The 16,999-nt window shown below is 72.3% G+C and carries 14 protein-coding genes; 11 read left to right on the forward strand and 3 right to left on the reverse strand.

The features are described 5' to 3' along the window. Window positions 1-2 precede the first annotated feature (2 nt). The gene (locus BMY97_RS15190) at window positions 3-977 is read right to left on the reverse strand and encodes a zinc-dependent alcohol dehydrogenase (protein WP_091617444.1); all 975 of its coding nucleotides are present in this window, start codon (window positions 975-977) and stop codon (window positions 3-5) included. 55 nt (window positions 978-1,032) lie between these two features. On the opposite strand from BMY97_RS15190, the gene BMY97_RS15195 reads away from it, so the two are divergent. From BMY97_RS15195 to BMY97_RS15205, 3 genes are read left to right on the forward strand one after another with little or no spacing between them, the layout of a single operon-like run. Next, window positions 1,033-1,809, forward strand: coding sequence for a CDP-alcohol phosphatidyltransferase family protein (locus BMY97_RS15195; RefSeq protein ID WP_091617445.1), 777 nt, complete (start codon window positions 1,033-1,035; stop codon window positions 1,807-1,809). Between the two features lie 56 nt (window positions 1,810-1,865). Continuing rightward, window positions 1,866-2,423: an eCIS core domain-containing protein gene (locus tag BMY97_RS15200; RefSeq protein WP_091617537.1), complete on the forward strand. Its 558-nt coding sequence runs from the start codon at window positions 1,866-1,868 to the stop codon at window positions 2,421-2,423. Further along, window positions 2,345-3,580, forward strand: coding sequence for a hypothetical protein (locus tag BMY97_RS15205; RefSeq protein ID WP_091617446.1), 1,236 nt, complete (start codon window positions 2,345-2,347; stop codon window positions 3,578-3,580). The genes BMY97_RS15200 and BMY97_RS15205 overlap by 79 nt, the downstream gene beginning before the upstream one ends. 13 nt (window positions 3,581-3,593) lie before the next feature. Here the strand turns inward: BMY97_RS15205 and BMY97_RS15210 are convergent, their stop codons facing one another. Together BMY97_RS15210 and BMY97_RS15215 are read right to left on the reverse strand one after the other, a co-directional pair. Beyond that, window positions 3,594-6,326: an AfsR/SARP family transcriptional regulator gene (locus BMY97_RS15210; protein ID WP_091617447.1), complete on the reverse strand. Its 2,733-nt coding sequence runs from the start codon at window positions 6,324-6,326 to the stop codon at window positions 3,594-3,596. 122 nt (window positions 6,327-6,448) lie between these two features. Further along, window positions 6,449-7,060 (reverse strand): TetR/AcrR family transcriptional regulator, encoded by a 612-nt coding sequence (locus BMY97_RS15215; protein WP_091617448.1) that lies wholly within the window; start codon window positions 7,058-7,060, stop codon window positions 6,449-6,451. A 408-nt stretch (window positions 7,061-7,468) separates the two neighbouring features. On the opposite strand from BMY97_RS15215, the gene BMY97_RS15220 reads away from it, so the two are divergent. The 8 genes from BMY97_RS15220 to BMY97_RS15255 all read left to right on the forward strand — a co-directional run bounded on the left by BMY97_RS15220 (window position 7,469) and on the right by BMY97_RS15255 (window position 16,942). Then, window positions 7,469-9,103: a fatty acyl-AMP ligase gene (locus BMY97_RS15220; RefSeq protein ID WP_177231360.1), complete on the forward strand. Its 1,635-nt coding sequence runs from the start codon at window positions 7,469-7,471 to the stop codon at window positions 9,101-9,103. After that, the gene (locus BMY97_RS15225) at window positions 9,096-9,356 is read left to right on the forward strand and encodes an acyl carrier protein (RefSeq protein WP_091617538.1); all 261 of its coding nucleotides are present in this window, start codon (window positions 9,096-9,098) and stop codon (window positions 9,354-9,356) included. Before BMY97_RS15220 ends, BMY97_RS15225 begins: the two co-directional genes overlap by 8 nt. A gap of 14 nt (window positions 9,357-9,370) precedes the next feature. Continuing rightward, window positions 9,371-9,691, forward strand: a complete 321-nt coding sequence (locus BMY97_RS15230) for a hypothetical protein (protein ID WP_091617450.1) — start codon at window positions 9,371-9,373, stop codon at window positions 9,689-9,691. Further along, window positions 9,691-12,930: a chromosomal replication initiator protein DnaA gene (locus BMY97_RS49120; RefSeq protein WP_177231349.1), complete on the forward strand. Its 3,240-nt coding sequence runs from the start codon at window positions 9,691-9,693 to the stop codon at window positions 12,928-12,930. Before BMY97_RS15230 ends, BMY97_RS49120 begins: the two co-directional genes overlap by 1 nt. A 7-nt stretch (window positions 12,931-12,937) precedes the next feature. Next, window positions 12,938-13,420: a hypothetical protein gene (locus BMY97_RS47035; protein WP_091617451.1), complete on the forward strand. Its 483-nt coding sequence runs from the start codon at window positions 12,938-12,940 to the stop codon at window positions 13,418-13,420. A gap of 289 nt (window positions 13,421-13,709) precedes the next feature. Further along, window positions 13,710-15,362 (forward strand): arabinofuranosyltransferase AftB family protein, encoded by a 1,653-nt coding sequence (locus tag BMY97_RS15245; protein ID WP_218156778.1) that lies wholly within the window; start codon window positions 13,710-13,712, stop codon window positions 15,360-15,362. Between the two features lie 181 nt (window positions 15,363-15,543). After that, the gene (locus BMY97_RS15250; protein WP_091617452.1) at window positions 15,544-16,503 is read left to right on the forward strand and encodes a helix-turn-helix domain-containing protein; all 960 of its coding nucleotides are present in this window, start codon (window positions 15,544-15,546) and stop codon (window positions 16,501-16,503) included. A 4-nt stretch (window positions 16,504-16,507) separates the two neighbouring features. Next, on the forward strand, window positions 16,508-16,942 hold the full coding sequence (locus BMY97_RS15255; RefSeq protein ID WP_091617453.1) for an SgcJ/EcaC family oxidoreductase: 435 nt from the start codon (window positions 16,508-16,510) through the stop codon (window positions 16,940-16,942). The last annotated feature ends 57 nt before the right edge of the window (window positions 16,943-16,999 follow it).

A 16,999-nucleotide genomic window follows, 5' to 3' on the forward strand; every position in this document is an offset into this window, starting at 1 on the left:
CTTTACGGGTAAACGATCCGGTGGCCGAGTCCCGGCAGCGACCCACCGGCGAGGCGGGTGAGCAGTCCGGGCAGTTCGTCGAACGCCGACTCGCCGGTGATCAGCACGTCGAACGCCGGGTCGGCCAGCAGCCGCAGCGCGAGCGCCAGCCGGTCCCCGTACGTGCGGCGGGCCGCGCGGGCGGGGGAAACGGTGCCGACCTGGCTGCCGCGCACGGTCAGCCGTCGCGAGTGGAAGTTCTCACCCAGCGGCACGCTCACCCGGCGGTCGCCGTACCAGCTCAGCTCCACCACCGTGCCCTCGTGCCCCAGCAGTTTCAGCGAGCGGGCGAGCCCGGCTTCGGACGCGCTGGCGTGCACCACCAGGTCCAGCCCGCCTTCGGCCTCGTCCGGGGTGGCGAAGCGGATGCCGAACGCTTCGGCGATCTTCGCGCGTTCCGGGTCGACGTCCACGAGCTGGACGTCCACGCCCGGGAAGCGGGACAGCAGCCCGGCGACGCTGCTGCCGACCATGCCCGCGCCGACCACCGCGATCCGGTCGCCGACCAGCGGCGCCGCGTCCCACAAGGCGTTCACCGCCGTCTCCACGGTGCCCGCGAGCACCGCGCGCGCGGCCGGCACGGCTTCGGGCACGACCGTGACCGCCGTCGCGGGCACGACGTACTCGGTCTGGTGCGGGTAGAGGCAGAAGACGGTGCGGCCGACGAGGTCCGCGGGCCCCTCCTCGACGCGGCCGACGTTCAGGTAGCCGTACTTGACCGGCCACGGGAAGTCACCCTCCTGGAACGGCGCGCGCATCACCTCGTGCTGGCTCGACGGCACCCCGCCCCGCAGCACCAGGCTCTCCGTGCCACGGCTCATGGCCGAGAACAGCGTCCTGACCAGCACCTCGCCGGGCCCGGGCGCCGGGAGCACGGCGTCCCGGAGCTCACCGGTCCCGGCGGCGGTGAACCAGAGGGCCCTTGCCTTACGTGTCATGGATGTCCACCTGTCCGGCGGGATACCCGCACCCGCGGCGAGATCGAGGGGTTCGATGGCTGTCACCACCACTACACGATCACACCCCGGCGTGGGTTCAGTCGCGCTCGCGCAGGCCGCCGGCGCGGGTGTCCAGCTGGCCCTGCTGGCGGTCCTCGGGCTCACCACCGGGCTCGGCGCCGTCGGCTGGGTCGCGGGCCTCGTCTACACGGCGGGGCTGTGGGCCCTGCTCGCGGGCGCCGCCCGGCGGGCCGGCGCCCGGTCACTCGGCCCGGCCGACCACGTCACGCTCGCCCGCGCCGTGCTGATCGGAGGCGTCACGGCGCTGGTCGTGGATCACCTGAACGGGGGAGCCCCGGTGGCCGTGGTGGTCCCGCTCGCGTCCGTCGCGCTGGCGCTGGACGCCGTGGACGGCCGGGTCGCGCGCCGCACCGGCACGTCTTCGGCGCTCGGCGCGCGGTTCGACATGGAGGCGGACGCGTTCCTGATCCTCGTGCTGAGCACGCTGGTGGCCGGTTCGCTCGGCCAGTGGGTGCTGGCCATCGGCCTGATGCGCTACGCCTTCGTGGCGGCCGCCCGGGTGCTGCCGTGGCTGCGGGCGGAGCTTCCGCCGAGCCGCGCGCGCAAGGTCGTCGCGGCGCTGCAGGGAGTGCTGCTGGTGACGGCGGGCTCCGGGCTGCTCCCGGCCGGTTTCGCCTTCGCGGCCACGGTTTCCGCGCTGGGGCTGCTCGTCTGGTCGTTCGGGCGTGACGTCGTGTGGCTGCGCCGCCGGGAGCTGGTGACACGGCCCGCGCTTCAGCTCCAGTGCGCCGGCACCGTCCTCAGTGGATAGAGCACAGCGCGGCCCGTGGTGACGCGGCGGTGACGGCGCTCGGTTACACCGTTCCCATGACCCGTCACTTCGACCCGCAGGCGGCGGCCGTCCACGCGCCGAAGATCGTCGACGAGGTGGTCCGCGCGCCTGGTGAGCCGCTCTCCGAGGCCGCTCTCGCGCCCCGGCTCGGCGGGGATTTCAGCCAGGTGCGCGTGCACACGGGCGGGCGTGCGGCCGAATCGGCCCGCGCGGTCGGCGCGGACGCGTACACCGTGGGCAACGACATCGTCTTCGGCGCCGGTCGTTATGCCCCGGGAACGAGCGAAGGCGACCGTCTGCTGGCCCATGAGCTGGCCCACGTGGCCCAGCACCGCCAGTCCCCGTCGGCTCCGGCCAACGCCCTGAGCGGTCGGCCCGTGCTGCGCCGCCAGGTCTCGGCCGCGCCTGCCGCCGATCTCGCCGGCGCGCCGGGCTGGCGGCCCTGGACACCGAGGCCCGCGGGCAGCTCCGGTCGGCCGCGGTGCGGCTCGATCCGAGCCCGGGCAACCAGTTCGTGCCCGAGATCGAAGGCATCGAGACGGCCTCGCCCGCGCCTCGGCGCATCCAGGCCGGGCCCGACGTCTCGGCGATGAGCAGCCCGGACAAACTGCTCAAGGTCTGGGACTACGCGAAGCCGCGGCTCGGCCCGGACGTGGTGGCACAGCTGGAAGCGCTGTTCACCCGCCAATCCCTCGGCATGCTGGCGGCGTTCGCCGTGGTCTACCTCGCCGCGCAGCTGACCCCGGCCGGGTGGGTCGCCGACGGCATCGCGCTGGCGACCCTCACGGTCAGCGCGGTTTTCGTGGGGATGACGGTGTTCCGGGTGGCCGCGAACATCGGGCGGTTCTTCGCGGCGGTGGACGCCACCACCGATCAGGACCTGCGCGCGGCGGGCGAGGCGCTGTCGCAGGCGATCGCCGAGGGCGGCGTCGGCCTCGCGATGGCCCTGCTGACCAGGTCGCTGGGCCGCGGTGGCGGTGGTGGCCGTCCCTACGAGGGCCCGCCGCCGACCGGGTACGTCGAGGCGCTGACCGAGGTGGGACTGGTGCGGATGCCCGTCACCGCGGCCGCCGCGGTGCCCAAAACCGCGTCGGCGGCGCAACGGCTGGCCTCCTTCGCCGTGATGACGCCGCCGGTTTCCGGCGGGCCGGGCCCCAGCGGGGGCTCCGGGCCCGTGTCGGGCAAGCCGCCGAAGGGCCCCGAGATCTGGGAGGAGATCAGCAAGGAGCTGAAGCTGGATCCGGCCAGGGCCGAGGCCGCCCCGGTCGACGTCGCCGGTTCGGTGCGCGACGCCCGCGCCGCCGGGCTGACCGGTCCGCCCGGCCGGCCCGGGACGGTCGACCTCGCGACCCAGCCGCATCGGACCGCCCCGGCCGCGCGCGAGGGCTACGGCGTCTCCGGGAAGGACGTGCAGTCCGCGCATATCGCGCCCACCTCGTTCCTGCGCGACCTGCCCGGCTACCGCCGCGGCGGGGCGGACACCGTGCTGCTGGACCGCGCGACGCACGCCGCCTTCGACCAGTACTGGAAGGACTGGGCGATGGAGCAGCGCCGGAACGGCCGGACGGAGGTCACGGTGTCGCAGCTGTACGCGAAGATGCTCGACGCGATCGACCAGATCCCGAACATGGAGCAGCGCACCAAGAACGCGATGGCGTGGCGGCTGCAGCTCGAACTGTTCCGCGATCTCGGCCTCGCGCCGACGGACAGGGTCACCCTGCCCTACGCCAACGTGACCCCGGTGCCCTGACCTCCGATGGCGGTCACGGCTCCAGCTTCGCCTCGAGCAGGTCCGCCTCGCGGATCCGCCGGTGTTCCCGGTAGAGGTCCCGCGCCTGCTTCCACGCGGCGCGCGCGTCGTCGGCCTGGCCGAGTGACGCGTGGGTGTCGCCGAGGTTGGCGAGGATGCCGGGCTCGTCGTAGACGTCGTCGGTGTCGCGGGCGAGCGCCAGCGCCGAGCGGTAATGGCCGAGGGCGACGACGTACTCGCCGAGTTCCTGCGCGATGTAGCCCAAGCTGTCGAGTGTCACGGCTTCGGCGCGGCGGTGATCGTGCCGGCGGCAGAGCTCCAGCGCCCGCGTGCAGAAGTCCCGGCCCTCGCGCAGCCGGCCGAGGCGGGCGGAGTACCAGCCGAGGGTGTTGAGCGCGTCCGCCTGGCGCAGCCCGTTGCCGGCGGCGCGGTAGTACGCCAGCGCCTCGGCGGTGTGCCGCAGCGCGCCGGTGAAGTCGCCGCTCTGGCCCAGCGTCCAGCCCAGAGCCCGCTGCGCGTCCGCCTCCACGGCCGGGGATTTCGCTTCCACCGCAAGGTCAAGCGCCGCCCGCCCGTGCCGGATCGCGGAGTCGTGCGAGCCGACGCGCGTGTGCGCCGTGCCCAGGTACATGTGCGTGATGGCCAGCGGCTCCGGCCGTCCCAGCGCCCGCGCGGCCGCCACCGCCGCGCGCCAGGCCGCCAGGTCCGCGACCAGCTGCCCGCGGATCACGTGGAACCCGCTGACGCTCCAGGCCAGTCGCCACACGTCCTCGTGCGCGCCGCGCTGCACGGCCGAGTCCAGCACGGCCATCAGGCACGCGTGGTCGTCCGCGAACCAGGCCGCCGCTTCGGCCCGGTCCGCCAGCGGCAGGGGCGCGCCGCCGGGCGCGGGCGGGGCCAGCTCGATCGGCTGGCGCTCCGGGCGCAGCAGCGGCGTCGCGGCGCAAGCGGTGTGGAGGTAGTGATCGACGAGACGGCGCAACGGTTCCGGCCGTTCCGCGTCGTCCACCAGCTCGTCGACGTACAGTCGCAGCAGGTCGTGCATCCGGTACCGGCCGGGCACGTGCTCCTGCACCAGGTGCGCGGCGCCGAGCCGGCGCAGCAGCGCGCGCACGTCCGGCGTCCGCAGCCCGAGCAGCGCGGCCGCCGCGGCCAGGCCGATGTCCGGCCCGGGCGCCGCGCCGAGCAACCGGAACGCCCGCGCCGGCTCGGCGTCGAGTGCCTGATAGGACCACGAGAACACCGCGCGCAGGTTCGTGCTCAGGTCACCCGCGTCGAGCGCGTCCAGCCGGGCGGACTCTTGGCGCAGCTCCTTCGCCAGCACCTCCAGCCGGAAGCGCGGGTTCGCCCCCGCACGGCTCGCGACGATGCTGATGGCCAGCGGAAGCCCGCCGCACCAGCGGATCAGGTGGTCCACCGCCGTCGGCTCGTCCGCCACGCGCGCCGCCCCGAGGTGGCGCACCAGCAGCTCCCGCGCCTCCGTCGACCCGAGCACGTCCAGGTCGAGCAGCCGCGCGCCGCGGACACCGAGGCCGGCGAGCCGGTGCCGGCTGGTGACCAGCACCGTGCACGTTTCGCTGCCCGGCAGCAGCGGCTCGACCTGGGCCAGATCCCGCGCGTTGTCCAGCACGACCAGCAGGCGCCGTCCCGCGGCGAGGCTGCGGTAGAGCGAAAACTGGCCGGTCGTGTCCGCCGGGACCGCCGCGGGGGCCACGCCCAGCGCGTCGAGGAACTGCCGGACCACGGCCTCGGGCGGCAGCGGGCCGTCGGACGGGTCGAAGCCACGCAGGTTCACGTACAGCTGGCCGTCCGGGAAACGCGCGAGATTCCGGTGCGCCCAGCGAAGCGCGAGCGAGGTCTTGCCGATGCCGCCGGGGCCGCCGATCGCGGACAGGGCGAGGGTGCCGCCGCGGCTTTCCATCACGTCGTCGAGCGCGGCCAGCTCGGGGTCGCGGCCGACGAACCAGCGCGGCGGCGCGGGCAGCTGCCGCGGCACGGCCGTCTCCGTCGGCGGCGCCAGCGCCGGGTCCGTGGTGAGGATGCGCTGGTGCAGCTGACGCAGCGCGGGCCCGGGATCGGCGCCGAACTCGTCGGCCAGCCGCCGCCGGATCCGGTCGAACTCCTCGAGCGCGCCCGCCTGCCGCCCGGCGCGATACCGCGCGAGCATCAGCTGGCCCGCCACCCGTTCGTCCAGCGGGTGTGCCGCGGCCCGTTCCGCCGCCTCGGCCAGCACGGCGTTGTGGCCGCCGTCCTCCAACGCGAGGTCCGTGCGGTCGAGCTGGGCCGACAGCAGCTCGGCGGCGAGCGTCTGGCGGGCGGTGTCGGCCCACGGCGTGTCGAGCCCGGTGAACGGGTCGCCGCGCCACAGCGTCAGCGCTTCGTCGTACAGCGCGGTGCTGCGCCGCGCCCGGGCTTCGGCGACGAGCGCGCGGAACCGGTGCACGTCCACCGCCTCGGGCGGGACGCTGAGCACATAGCCGGCCGGCCCGTGGCGGATCGCGACGTCGCAGGCCGCCGCGAGGACGCGACGCAGGCGGGAGAGGTAACTGGCCAGCAGCCGGTGCGCGCGGTAGGGCGGCCGGTCCGCCCACACCCGCTCGGTGAGCCGCTCGGTCGACACGGGCCGGTTGGCGTCGGCGAGCAACGCCGCGAGCACCCAGCGTTGCCGCGCGTGGCCCAGATCGACGGCCTCGGCGCCGACGTGCGCCTCGACGGTCCCGAGCAGTCCGAACCGGACACTGGTCATGCCCCTTGCATACCGCACCCGGTCCCCGCGGTCGATCCGGTAAGCCGGGGCGAACCCGTCCTGGCGGGAAAGTCCTTTGCCCGCCCGCGAAATCGAGCCCGCGCCCGGCCGGACCCCCCGCGTCAGCGCCCGGCCGCGGCGCCGGGCCCGCTGCCGGGGTGGGCCATCCCGTCGGTCAGGACCTTCGCCCACCGCGGTTCCGTGCCGTCGCCGCCGGTGAGGTCGGCGAGGCCGGCGGCGACGATGAGGTGGCAGAGCTGGCCGTACGCGATGAACTGCTGGATCGCGGGGTCGGGCGCGCCGGTGCGTTCCTTGAGGAGGGTGACGGTTCGCTCGAGCCCGCGTCGGGTGGCCGCGGCGATCTCGGGGACGTCCACCGAGCTGAGCGCGTGGACCTGCAGCATCAGCAGGTCGCGGTCGGAGATCAGCTGGGCGTACGCGTCACCCATCGCCGACAGCACCGCGCCGGGTTCCCCGCCGGGCATTTCGTCCGCGACCTTGGTCAGCGTCTCGATCACGCGCTCGTGGCAGTGCTCCAGCGCGGCCAGGAACAGGCCGAGCTTGCCGTCGTAGAGCCGGAACACGTACGCCGGGGAGATGCCGGCCTCCTTGGCCACGTCCGCGACCGGCGTGGCCCGGTAGCCGCTGCGGGCGAACACCTCGACCGCCCGCCGGGTGATGATCGAGCGGCGGGCGTCCGCGGTGGATCGGAACGGTCCGGGCTCGGTCGTCATGAACGGCTCCTCTGCGAGTGCTCGGGCCAGAGTAACTGACCAGTCACAAACTAGGTAACCGCGGGAGTGCGGCTTTGTCAACAGCGCGCTCGGCGGAGACCTTTTCTTCACATTAGCGAATTAACGTTAGCGAATTCGCCGGAAATGGCCGCGGAAATTCACTTATGGAAATGTCGTGAACTGCGGGAAGGCCTTTTATGACGCGTTATGGGGAACCTTCGGGCACATCCGGCTCGAATATCACCGGGGGGACTGAGGCCGCCGGTCCGCGTGTGGTGGAGTGTCTGCTGTGAGCGGTAAGGTGGTTTGCAGGTCGCGGCCGGTCGGGTGCGGGAGCGCCGGCCGGATTCCCTTCGCCGGTGCTCCCGGTGTGTGGTGAAGCCGTTGTCCTCCCCTTCTCCGGTGCCTGTGCGGCAGGCACCGGTTTCCGTGCCCGAGGACGTCTTGGGCGTTTCCCTCGTGGAGCTGTTGTTCTCCCGGGCCGATGATCACCGGCCCGCGTTCACCCACCAGGACCACGCCGCCGGCGTGGACGAGACGCTGACCTGGGCCGAACTGGTCGCGCGCGTCGGCGTGGTGGCGGGGCGGCTGCGGGAGAAAGCGGCGCCGGGGGACCGGGTCGCGGTCATCGCCGCGCAGGAACTCGCCTACCCGGTCGCGTTCTTCGGCGTGCTCGCCGCGGGGATGACGGCCGTGCCGCTGATGGACCCGGCGAGCCCGGGGCTCGGCAAGCGGCTGGCCGGGATCCTCGCCGACTGCTCCGCGTCACTGGTGCTGACTTCGCGGCGAGCCGTGAAACGGGTGCGCGAGTTCGTGCCGGCCGGGCAGCTCGTGATCGTGGAGGACTTGGACGGGCCGCCCGCCGAGCCGGTCCGGCCCGAGCCGGAGGCTCCCGCGTACCTGCAATACACCTCCGGCTCGACCCGCGATCCGGCCGGCGTGGTGATCCCGCACCGGGCGCTGGCCGCCGCCTGCTGGCAGGCCTGCCTCGCGTACTCCGTCGGCCCCGGCACCACCTGCGCGGGCTGGATCCCGTTCTTCCACGACATGGGGCTCGTGCAGTTGCTGTGCGTCCCGGTGCACGCGGGCTGCCGGTCGGTGTTCATGTCGCCGGTCGAGTTCGTGCACCGGCCGGAGCGCTGGCTGCGGCAACTGGCCGAGCATCCGGACGTGTTCACCGCGGCGCCGAACTTCGCGTTCGACCTGGCCGCCGCGGCGCCCGTGCCGGAAGGCCTCGACCTCTCGAGCGTGTCGATCGCGCTGAACGGCAGCGAGCCCGTCCGCCCCGCGACGGTCGCCCGGTTCCAGGAGGTGTTCGGCCCGCTCGGTTTCCGGCGTGAGGCGCACCGTCCTTCGTACGGTTTGGCCGAGGCCACGGTGTACGTGACGAGCGCCGGCCCGGAAGGACCGACGAGCGCCGTCTTCGACCGCGAGGCGCTGGCCGCCGGCGAGGCTGTGGAGGTCGAAGGGGGCCAGGAGCTGGTGTCCGTCGGTCACCCGGTCGGGCAGCAGGTGCGGGTGGTGCGCGACGGCGAAGTGGCCCCGGACGGCAGCGTCGGCGAGGTCTGGGTGCACGGCCCGCACGTCGGCACCGGCTACTGGGGCCGCGAGGACAGCACGTTCGACGCGTGGCTGGAGGGCCACGGCGGCTGGCTGCGCACCGGCGACCTCGGGGTCTGGCACCGGGGCGTGCTGTACCTGACCGGGCGGCTGAAGGACCTGATCGTGGTCGACGGCCGCAATTATCATCCGCAGGATCTGGAAGTGACCGCGGAGCAGGCACATCCGGCCGTCCGGCGCGGCCGGGTCGCGGCCTTCGGGGTCGACGGGGACGAGGGGGAGGGCGCGATGGTCGCGGCCGAGTGGAACGGGGAGGCCGACGAGACCGAAGTCCGCCGGGCCGTGCTCCGCGCGGTGTCCGGCGAATACGGCCTGACGCTGCGGAGGGTCACTTTGGTCGCGCCCGGAGGCCTTCCGCGCACATCAAGCGGCAAAGTCGCACGATCGGCGGCGAGGGGGCGGTACGGTGACGGTCGTGGATGATCTCTGCGCCGAGGTCGCGAAGGTCGTGATCGACACCTTCCGGCTCGACCCGGGACTCGTGTCGCAAGACAGCCCGCTGGAAGAGCTGGGCATCGACTCCAAGGGCCGGGTCCGGCTGCTCGCAGCGCTGGAAGTCCACCACGATGTCACGATCGACCTCGATCAGCTTGACCGGTTCACGGACATCACCGCCGTGGCCGAGGTACTCGCCGAAGCCTTGAACGAACGCACCGGCACCGGCCGGGCCAGCTAGGGAGAGAAGCGCACATGAGCGGCAGCGGGGGCTACACCGCGTCCACCGAGGCGATAGCGACAGCGTCGAAGAAGGTCACCCAACTGGGCAAGGACCTGCTCGACGCCAACCCGGACCTGGCGACCACCGAGGTCACCAAGGAGGGCTTCGGCAGGGCGCACCAGGACCACGCGCAGAAGTACCTGGACGGGGCCAAGGCGTTGTCGGACTCGGTCAACGGCTACAACGGCGCACTCACCACGTTCGGCTCGAGCCTCGAGCAGGCCGGGTCGCAGTACGCCGGCAACGAAGACAATCAGTACGGCCAGATCTATGGTGCTGGGGGGACCCTCTGATGGCCAAGACGTGGGAAGAAATCAAGAAGGTCCTCGACGATCCCGCCGTTCCGAGTGACGACAAGAAAACGTTGCTCGCCAGCGCCATCATGGACGGCGTCTCGATTCCGGACGACGAGTCGGACAAATACCAGAAGGCCTATCTGCCGAACGGCGCCTTCTCCGCCGATTACAAAAAGACCGACGACGCCTACAACGATGCCAAGGGCGCCGGCGATCAGGCTGCATACAACGAAGATATGCAGAAGAAGGCGGTCGACGACGGCAAGAAGGACCTCGACGGCAAGAAGCCGCCCACGTCCGACGGCGGCGGCACGAAGACGTCGGACGAGGTGTTCGACACGGCCGCGCCCGCGCTCAAGCTGTACGAGACCTTCGGCTCGCTGATCGCGAAATTCCCGGACGACTGCCGCGGCAACACCCACGCGATCGACCTGGACAAGGACATCCGCGGCCCGTTCGACGAGCAGCGTGGGATCTCGTTCAAGAACTTCATGGACGACGCCGCGCATTTCCAGACCGGCGCGGACAGCGTCGACAAAACCGCCAAGGACACCACCACGGCCCTGACCACCCTGCAGCAGGACTGGAAGGGCAAGGGCGCCGACGCGGCGTGGGACCACTACAACGACGACATCGGGCCCAAGGCGACCAAGCTCCACACGACGCTCGACGGCGCGGCCAAGGCCACCATCGCCGCGGCGACCACGGTGTTCACGCTCTGCAAGGGCAAGGCCGACAAGGTCAACCAGGATTACACCGAGTACGTGGCCAAGGCCGACTTCACCATGGCCCAGCGGATCGTGAACGTGGCGAACGGCTCGGCCGCCAGCGACGACGACCTCACCGCGATCGCCGGCTTCCTGGACATGAACTTCGGCACGAACCTCGTGGCGACGCTCAACGACCAGGGCTGCTGCGACAAGGGCGACATGAAGGCCGAGGGCGAGAAGCTCGCCAAGCAGTGGATCACCAACTACTTCATCCCGGACATGTGGGACCGGCTGTTCCAGGGATTCGTCAAGAATTGCAAGGACACCAAGGACCTGGTCGACCAGGCCTATGACGAGCTCGACAAGGTCATGGGCAAGGTCAAGAACGAGTTCGGCACGGGGACCGACGGCTCGGGCTCCGGTTCCGGCGGCTCCGGTTCCGGCTCGGGCGGCTCCGGTTCCGGTGGCTCGGGCGGCGGCTCCGGTTCTGGTGGTGGCTCGGGTTCCGGTGGTGGCTCGGGTTCGGGTGGTGGTTCCGGTTCCGGTGGCGGTTCCGGTTCGGGTGGTGGCTCTGGTTCCGGTGGCGGTTCCGGTTCCGGCGGGGGCTCTGGCACGGGCGGTGGTTCCGGTGGCGGTTCGGGCTCGGGCGGTGGCGGCGGGAACGTGCCGCCGGTCCCGAACACGGATGTGCCCCAGGGCGCACCCGGCGGCGGTTCCGGTTCTGGCGGCGGCTCCGGCAGCGGCGGCGGCACGCCGAAGGTCCCGGACGTGAACCTGCCCCCGGGCGGCGGCTCGGGCGGTGGCTCGGGCTCCGGTGGCGGTCCGGGCTCCGGTGGTGGCGGGAGCATTCCGCCGATTCCGGACCCGACCATGCCGCAGGGCGACACCGGCGGCGGTTCCGGTGGTGGCTCGGGCAGTGGCGGTGGCACCCCGAAGGTGCCGGACCTGAACCTGCCTCCCGGCGGCACCGGTGGCGGCTCGGGCTCAGGCGGCGGTTCCGGCTCCGGTCCGGGTTCCGGTGGTGGCGGAAGCATTCCGCCGATTCCGGACCCGACCATGCCGCAGGGCGACACCGGCGGCGGTTCCGGTGGTGGCTCGGGCAGCGGTGGCGGCACCCCGAAGGTGCCGGACCTGAACCTGCCTCCCGGCGACACCGGCGGCGGCTCGGGCGGCGGCTCCGGTTCGGGTGGCGGTCCGGGCGGCAGCGTGCCGAAGATGCCGGACCTGAACCTGCCCCCGGGCGACACCGGCGGCGGCTCCGGCCACGGTGACACCGGCGGCTCGAACGACCCGAATTCGCCCGACGGCAAGGGTGACCACGGCGGCGGTGGCTCGGGTTCGGGCGGCAGCGGCGGCTCGGACCCGAACGCGCCCGGCGGCGACGGGAAGGACGGCCACCAGGAGACGCTGAAGGTCGAGCAGAACGGCAAGACCTTCGAGATGACCGAGCCGGGCAAAGACGGCCAGATGGACATCAAGGTCGGCGAAGGCCACGGCGACCCGAAGGACTTCAAGCTCGACTGGTCCGACGACGGCAAGGGCGGCGCCGGGCACCACACCGGCACCGGCCCGGACGGCGGCGGCGACGGCGGTGGCTCGGGTTCCGGGCACGCCTACCACCCGGGTCCGGACGGCAAGATCCACATCCAGGACGGTGACGTCAAGATCACCGCGGAGCGCCCGGACGGTCCGGACGGCCCGACCAAGGTGACCGTCGACGACGGCACGGGCCACCCGTCCACCTACACCCTCGGTGAAAAGGACACGCCCGGCAGCAGCGGGCACCCGTCGATCAGCGATCACGGCCCGCAGATGCCCAACGGCATCCCGGGCAAGCCCGATGGGCCGGGTTTCGTCGATCACGGCCCGCAGATGCCCAACGGCACCCCGGACAAGCCCGACCTGTCGCCGATCAGCGACCACGGGCCGCAGATGCCGAACGGCACCACCGGCCAGCCCCTGCAGCCGTTCGACGGCACGCAGATGCCGGCCGGGGACCACCCCGATTCGGCCCCGCTGCACGCGGTCGACGGCACGCAGATGCCGGTCGACGGCACCTCGGTTCCCGCGCAGCACGTGGGCGACTCCGGCTCGGCCGTCCCGGCGGGCATGCCGGACGGCGGCACACCGCCCATCCACGCCGGCGGGGCGGGTGCTCCGGGCGTTCCGGCGCACCTGACCGACGCGGCTTCCGGGCAGTCGCTGGGCTCGGCCCCGATGACCGGGGTGAGCCACGAAGGGGTGCCGCAGCACAGCGGCGCGGACACCTACCCGGCGCAGCAGGGCCAGCCCGCGACGCCGGCCGGGGCCCCTGGCCAGTCCGGTGGCGGCATGATGGGCGGCGGCATGATGGGTGGCGGTGGCGCCGGCGGCGGTGGTGGCGGTGGCGACCACGAACGCGGTTCCCGGGCCTACAATGTGGACGGCGGCGTCCTGTTCGACGCGGGTCCCGAGCCGTCCCAGCGGATCACCGGCTCGCTCGACGACGACGAGGATCTGTCGCCGACGTTCCGGACGAGGAGGTAGGCCAGCGATGGACGACTTGAACGCGATGCAGGCCCGGATGGACGCCCTCGTCCGGGAGCAGAGCGATCGCCGGACGCTGACCGAGCAACGCGGCGAGGAGATCAAGGCCAGCGCGCACGAGTTCATGACCAAGCAGGCGAAAGCCGCCGAACGCTACGTCATGCACCGTCGCGAGCTGGGCAAGCGGCAGGACGAGAAGGGCCGCCCCAAGCCGCAGGGGGTGTCGGAATTCGACTTCGAGCCCGAGGGGCACCAGGCGGAGAACGGCTCTCAGGGCATCGAGGACATCGTCCCCACCGGCCCGAGGACGGGCGGTCGTCACGCGGAGCCGGTTCCGCCGACGCCACCGGCCCCGACCCCGGCTCCGCCCCCGCCGCCGCTTCCCCCGGTCCCGTCGGCGCGGCCCGCGCCGGGCAACCGGCGCCGGATGAGCACGGAGGAAATCGACGACGAGGACGATGCTTTCCTGAACAACCGCTGGCGCGGTTGAGCTGAAGGCGCGAAAAGCGGGTACGGCCGGTGGCCGTGCCCGCTTTTTGTTTGCGCGGAACCGTTTTCGCCGCTGAGCCGGGCACCCGCGTTTTGTCACAGAACCCGGACACGATCATGACGGGACCTGGAACCCCGCTTGCCACGATGGAACTCATTCGCCACACAATTGCGCGAGGACGAGTTTTCTCATGGCTCTTTACCTACCCCCGGCGCCGGTCGTCGAAGTTCCGTCTCCCTGGACGGATTCGGCGAGACCGCACTGGAATCGGGCGATCACCGTGACCGCGGTGGTGCTCATCGCGATCCTCGGCTACCTGACGCGCTGGATCTGTGACGACGGCCTGATCTTCACCCGCGCCGTCGAACAGATCCTCGCGGGCAACGGCCCGGTCTACAACCTCGGCGAGCGCGCGGAGACCTCGACCAGCGCGCTCTGGCAATGGCTGCTCGCGCTGGCCGGATTCGTCTTCCGGCAGCCGGACACCTCGACGATCTCCTGGATCCTCGGGCTGGCGCTCACCGCGGGCGGGTTCGGCCTCGCGGTCGACGGCGCGCGGCGGTTGCACAGCGGGCGTTCCGGCGCGCTGCTGCTGCCGTTCGGCATCCTGGTGCTGCTGGGCCTGCGCCCGGTCTGGGAGTACGCGACGTCGGGCCTGGAGACCGGGCTCAACACGTTCTGGATGGCCGTCTGCTGGTGGCTTCTGGTGCGGCTGCGCGAAAACGGGTCGTCGAGGGCGGTGGTCTGCACGGCGTTCACGATCGGCCTCGGCCCGCTGGTCCGGCCGGATCAGGCGCTGGTCGCCGCGGTGTTCCTCGTCGCGTTGTGGCTGACCGTCCGGCCGGCGTGGCGCCTGACCCTGGCGGCGGCCGGCGCCGCGGCCGCGCTGCCGGTCGGGTACGAGATCTTCCGCATGGGCTTCTACGGCATTCTGGTGCCGATGCCCGCGCTCACGAAAAACGCAGGAGAATCGTTGTGGGGCCGTGGTTTCGCTTATCTCGCGGACTTCGCCGATCCCTATTTCCTGTGGCTGCCGCTGGCGCTGGCCACAGTTCTGCCGGTCGTCCTGTTCCGGCGCCTGCCCGCTCGGCGCGACCTGGTGGTGGCCTTCGCCCCGGTGGCGGCCGGGCTCCTGCACCTGGTTTACGTGGTCAAGGTCGGCGGGGACTACATGCACGCGCGCATGCTGCTACCCGCCCTGTTCCTGCTTCTCCTGCCGATTCTCGTGATCCCGCGGTCGAGGCGCCTGGGTGCGGTCACGATGGTGATCGCGCTGTGGGCCGCACTTTCCGCGGGCTTCCTCCGGTATCCGGCCCCGGACGGCTCTGTCCGCCCCATCGACGACGAGCGCGCCTACTACGCCGCGTGGACCGGCCGGCCGAATCCCACGGACTCCGGCGATTACGTACCGAAACTCCAGGGGCTGGGTAATGCCGTCCGGGCCGCGTCCGGGCAGCGATCCCTGATCTACCAGGGGGTGGACAACAGGATCCTCACCACGCCGTTGCGCGCGGGCTTGCCGGAGCAAGTGATGGTGGTCGGCGTTTACCTCGGTACGGCCGGGATGCTGGCGCCCGAGCAGGTGGGGATCGTCGACTTCTGGGGCCTGGCCAACCCCATCGGCGCGCGGCTCGACTTCCCCACCCGCAAACCGGGGCACTCGAAACCACTGAGCAACGCCTGGCTGCTCGCCGACTACGCGGATCCGGCGGCGCCGGTCCTGCCCCCGGGCAATTTCGCGATCAAGAGCGACGTGACGCCGGCCGAGGTGGCCGCGGCGCGGCACGCACTGTCCTGCGGGGACCTCGCCGAGATCCAGCGGTCGGCCCGGGAGCCCATGTCGTTCGGGCGGTTCTGGCGGAACCTGACCGGCGCGTGGCACCGGACCCAGGTCACCGTGCCGCCGGATCCCTTCGAGGCGGAGCGGAAGTTCTGCGGCTAGCCGGCGACCACGGTGTTGTCCGCGCCGGCAGGGCGTCGGGGGCGAGCAGCTTCTCCAACGTGGTGGGCACCGTCCGGTGCGAGCGGGGGTAACGCCTCGTCGAGGCTGGGACCACCATCGCGCGACCAGGGGAGTCGCCGCGTCCGTGAGAATTACGCAGACCTGCGGGTAACGTCGGGTCATGACCGGTGCCGAAGCATTCCTGGAGGCGTTCGCGGCGAGTGGCCTGCCGCCCCTGCGCGGCCGCCGGCAGGTCGGCGACGGCTTCCGCGCCGGCGTGGTGGCCGGTGATCTGGGGCCGTTACGGCTGGCCGAGCTGGTCTCCCCGGAGGGCGAGTGCTTCCGGGACGCGCGGTCCGCGCGCGAGGCCGACAGCGGGTCGTGGCAGATCGAGCTGGTGACGCGGGGACGGGTGCGCGCCGAGCAGGGCGGCCACATCGCCGTGCTCGAACCCGGCGACCTGGTCCTGATCGACCCGGTGCGGCCGGTGCGGTTCGCCAGCTCCGAGACCACCAGCGTGACCATGCTGGTGCCCCGGCAGGCGTTGCGGCTCGGGCCGGACGACGCGGCGAGGCTCGCCGGGGTGCGCATTCGCGGCGACCGCGGGCCCGGTGCGCTGGTGTCCTCGCTCGCGCGGGAGCTGGCGCGGTCGCTGGCCGGGTTCCGCGCCGACGAGGCGGACCGGTCGGCGGCCGCGGTGATCGAGCTGATCGCGGTGGCGCTGTCGGCTCAGCTGGGCGAGGTGCCCCCGGCCCCCGACGAGGCGCTGCGCCACCGGATCGTCGGCTTCATCGAAGCGAGACTGTCCGATCGGGACCTGACGCCGGCGAAAGTCGCCGCGGCGCACCACCTTTCCGTGCGCCGCCTGCACAAGCTCTTCGAGGACGAGCCGCTGACGGTGGCGGCGCTGATCCGCCGTCGCCGCCTGGAGCGGTGCCGGGCGGACCTGGCCGGGAGCGGGCGCACCGTCGCGGCCGTCGCCGCCCGATGGGGGTTCGCCGATCCGGCGCACTTCAGCCGGCTGTTCAAGGCGACCTACGGGTACAACGCCGCGGCGCTGACGTCCAGCAACCGTGCGCGGATGATCAAGGCGATCGGCGCGATGCCCGGCGAGAATGGCGGTCACAGCACAGAAAGGTGATCGCATGCAGCAGTCGGTCGAGGCGATGAGCGCCATTCCGGGCCGGATGAACGAGGGCTGGAACGCCGGTGACGCCGCCGCGTTCCTGGCCGATTTCGCGGACGACGCCGAGCTGGTGGACTTCGAGGGAACCATCCACAAAGGACGCGACGAGATGATCGCGTTCCACCGGCCCCTGTTCGACACGGTGCTGAAGGGCACTCGGCTGGTGCGCGGCGACGTGAAGTTCGCGCGGATCGTCCGGCCGGGCTGGGGCGTGGTGCACCACCGCATGGCGATGGTGCTGCCGGGTGAGCAGGAGCCGCCCGCGCACCGGTTCTTCCTGCAGCTGTTCGCCGTGGTGTGGCAGGACGGCCGCTGGGAGGTCGCGGCGCTGCAGAACTCGCGCCTGGTCTCGCTGGAGACCGCGACGACCCTGGAATCCTTGGCGGCCGGATAAAACACTGCTCCGTCCGGAACTCGCGGCACGTTCCGGACGGAGCAGCCGGTCCGTCGA

The sequence above is a fragment of the Amycolatopsis saalfeldensis genome (genome assembly GCF_900110575.1).
Taxonomy (GTDB): domain Bacteria; phylum Actinomycetota; class Actinomycetes; order Mycobacteriales; family Pseudonocardiaceae; genus Amycolatopsis; species Amycolatopsis saalfeldensis.

Excerpts from the sequence above, each read along its gene's own strand:
- BMY97_RS15190 (WP_091617444.1), bottom strand. The coding sequence starts at position 977 with ATGACACGTAAGGCAAGGGCCCTCTGGTTCACCGCCGCCGGGACCGGT.
- BMY97_RS15195 (WP_091617445.1), top strand. The coding sequence starts at position 1,033 with ATGGCTGTCACCACCACTACACGATCACACCCCGGCGTGGGTTCAGTC.
- BMY97_RS15200 (WP_091617537.1), top strand. The coding sequence starts at position 1,866 with ATGACCCGTCACTTCGACCCGCAGGCGGCGGCCGTCCACGCGCCGAAG.
- BMY97_RS15210 (WP_091617447.1), bottom strand. The coding sequence starts at position 6,326 with ATGACCAGTGTCCGGTTCGGACTGCTCGGGACCGTCGAGGCGCACGTC.
- BMY97_RS15215 (WP_091617448.1), bottom strand. The coding sequence starts at position 7,060 with ATGACGACCGAGCCCGGACCGTTCCGATCCACCGCGGACGCCCGCCGC.
- BMY97_RS15230 (WP_091617450.1), top strand. The coding sequence starts at position 9,371 with ATGAGCGGCAGCGGGGGCTACACCGCGTCCACCGAGGCGATAGCGACA.
- BMY97_RS49120 (WP_177231349.1), top strand. The coding sequence starts at position 9,691 with ATGGCCAAGACGTGGGAAGAAATCAAGAAGGTCCTCGACGATCCCGCC.
- BMY97_RS47035 (WP_091617451.1), top strand. The coding sequence starts at position 12,938 with ATGGACGACTTGAACGCGATGCAGGCCCGGATGGACGCCCTCGTCCGG.
- BMY97_RS15250 (WP_091617452.1), top strand. The coding sequence starts at position 15,544 with ATGACCGGTGCCGAAGCATTCCTGGAGGCGTTCGCGGCGAGTGGCCTG.
- BMY97_RS15255 (WP_091617453.1), top strand. The coding sequence starts at position 16,508 with ATGCAGCAGTCGGTCGAGGCGATGAGCGCCATTCCGGGCCGGATGAAC.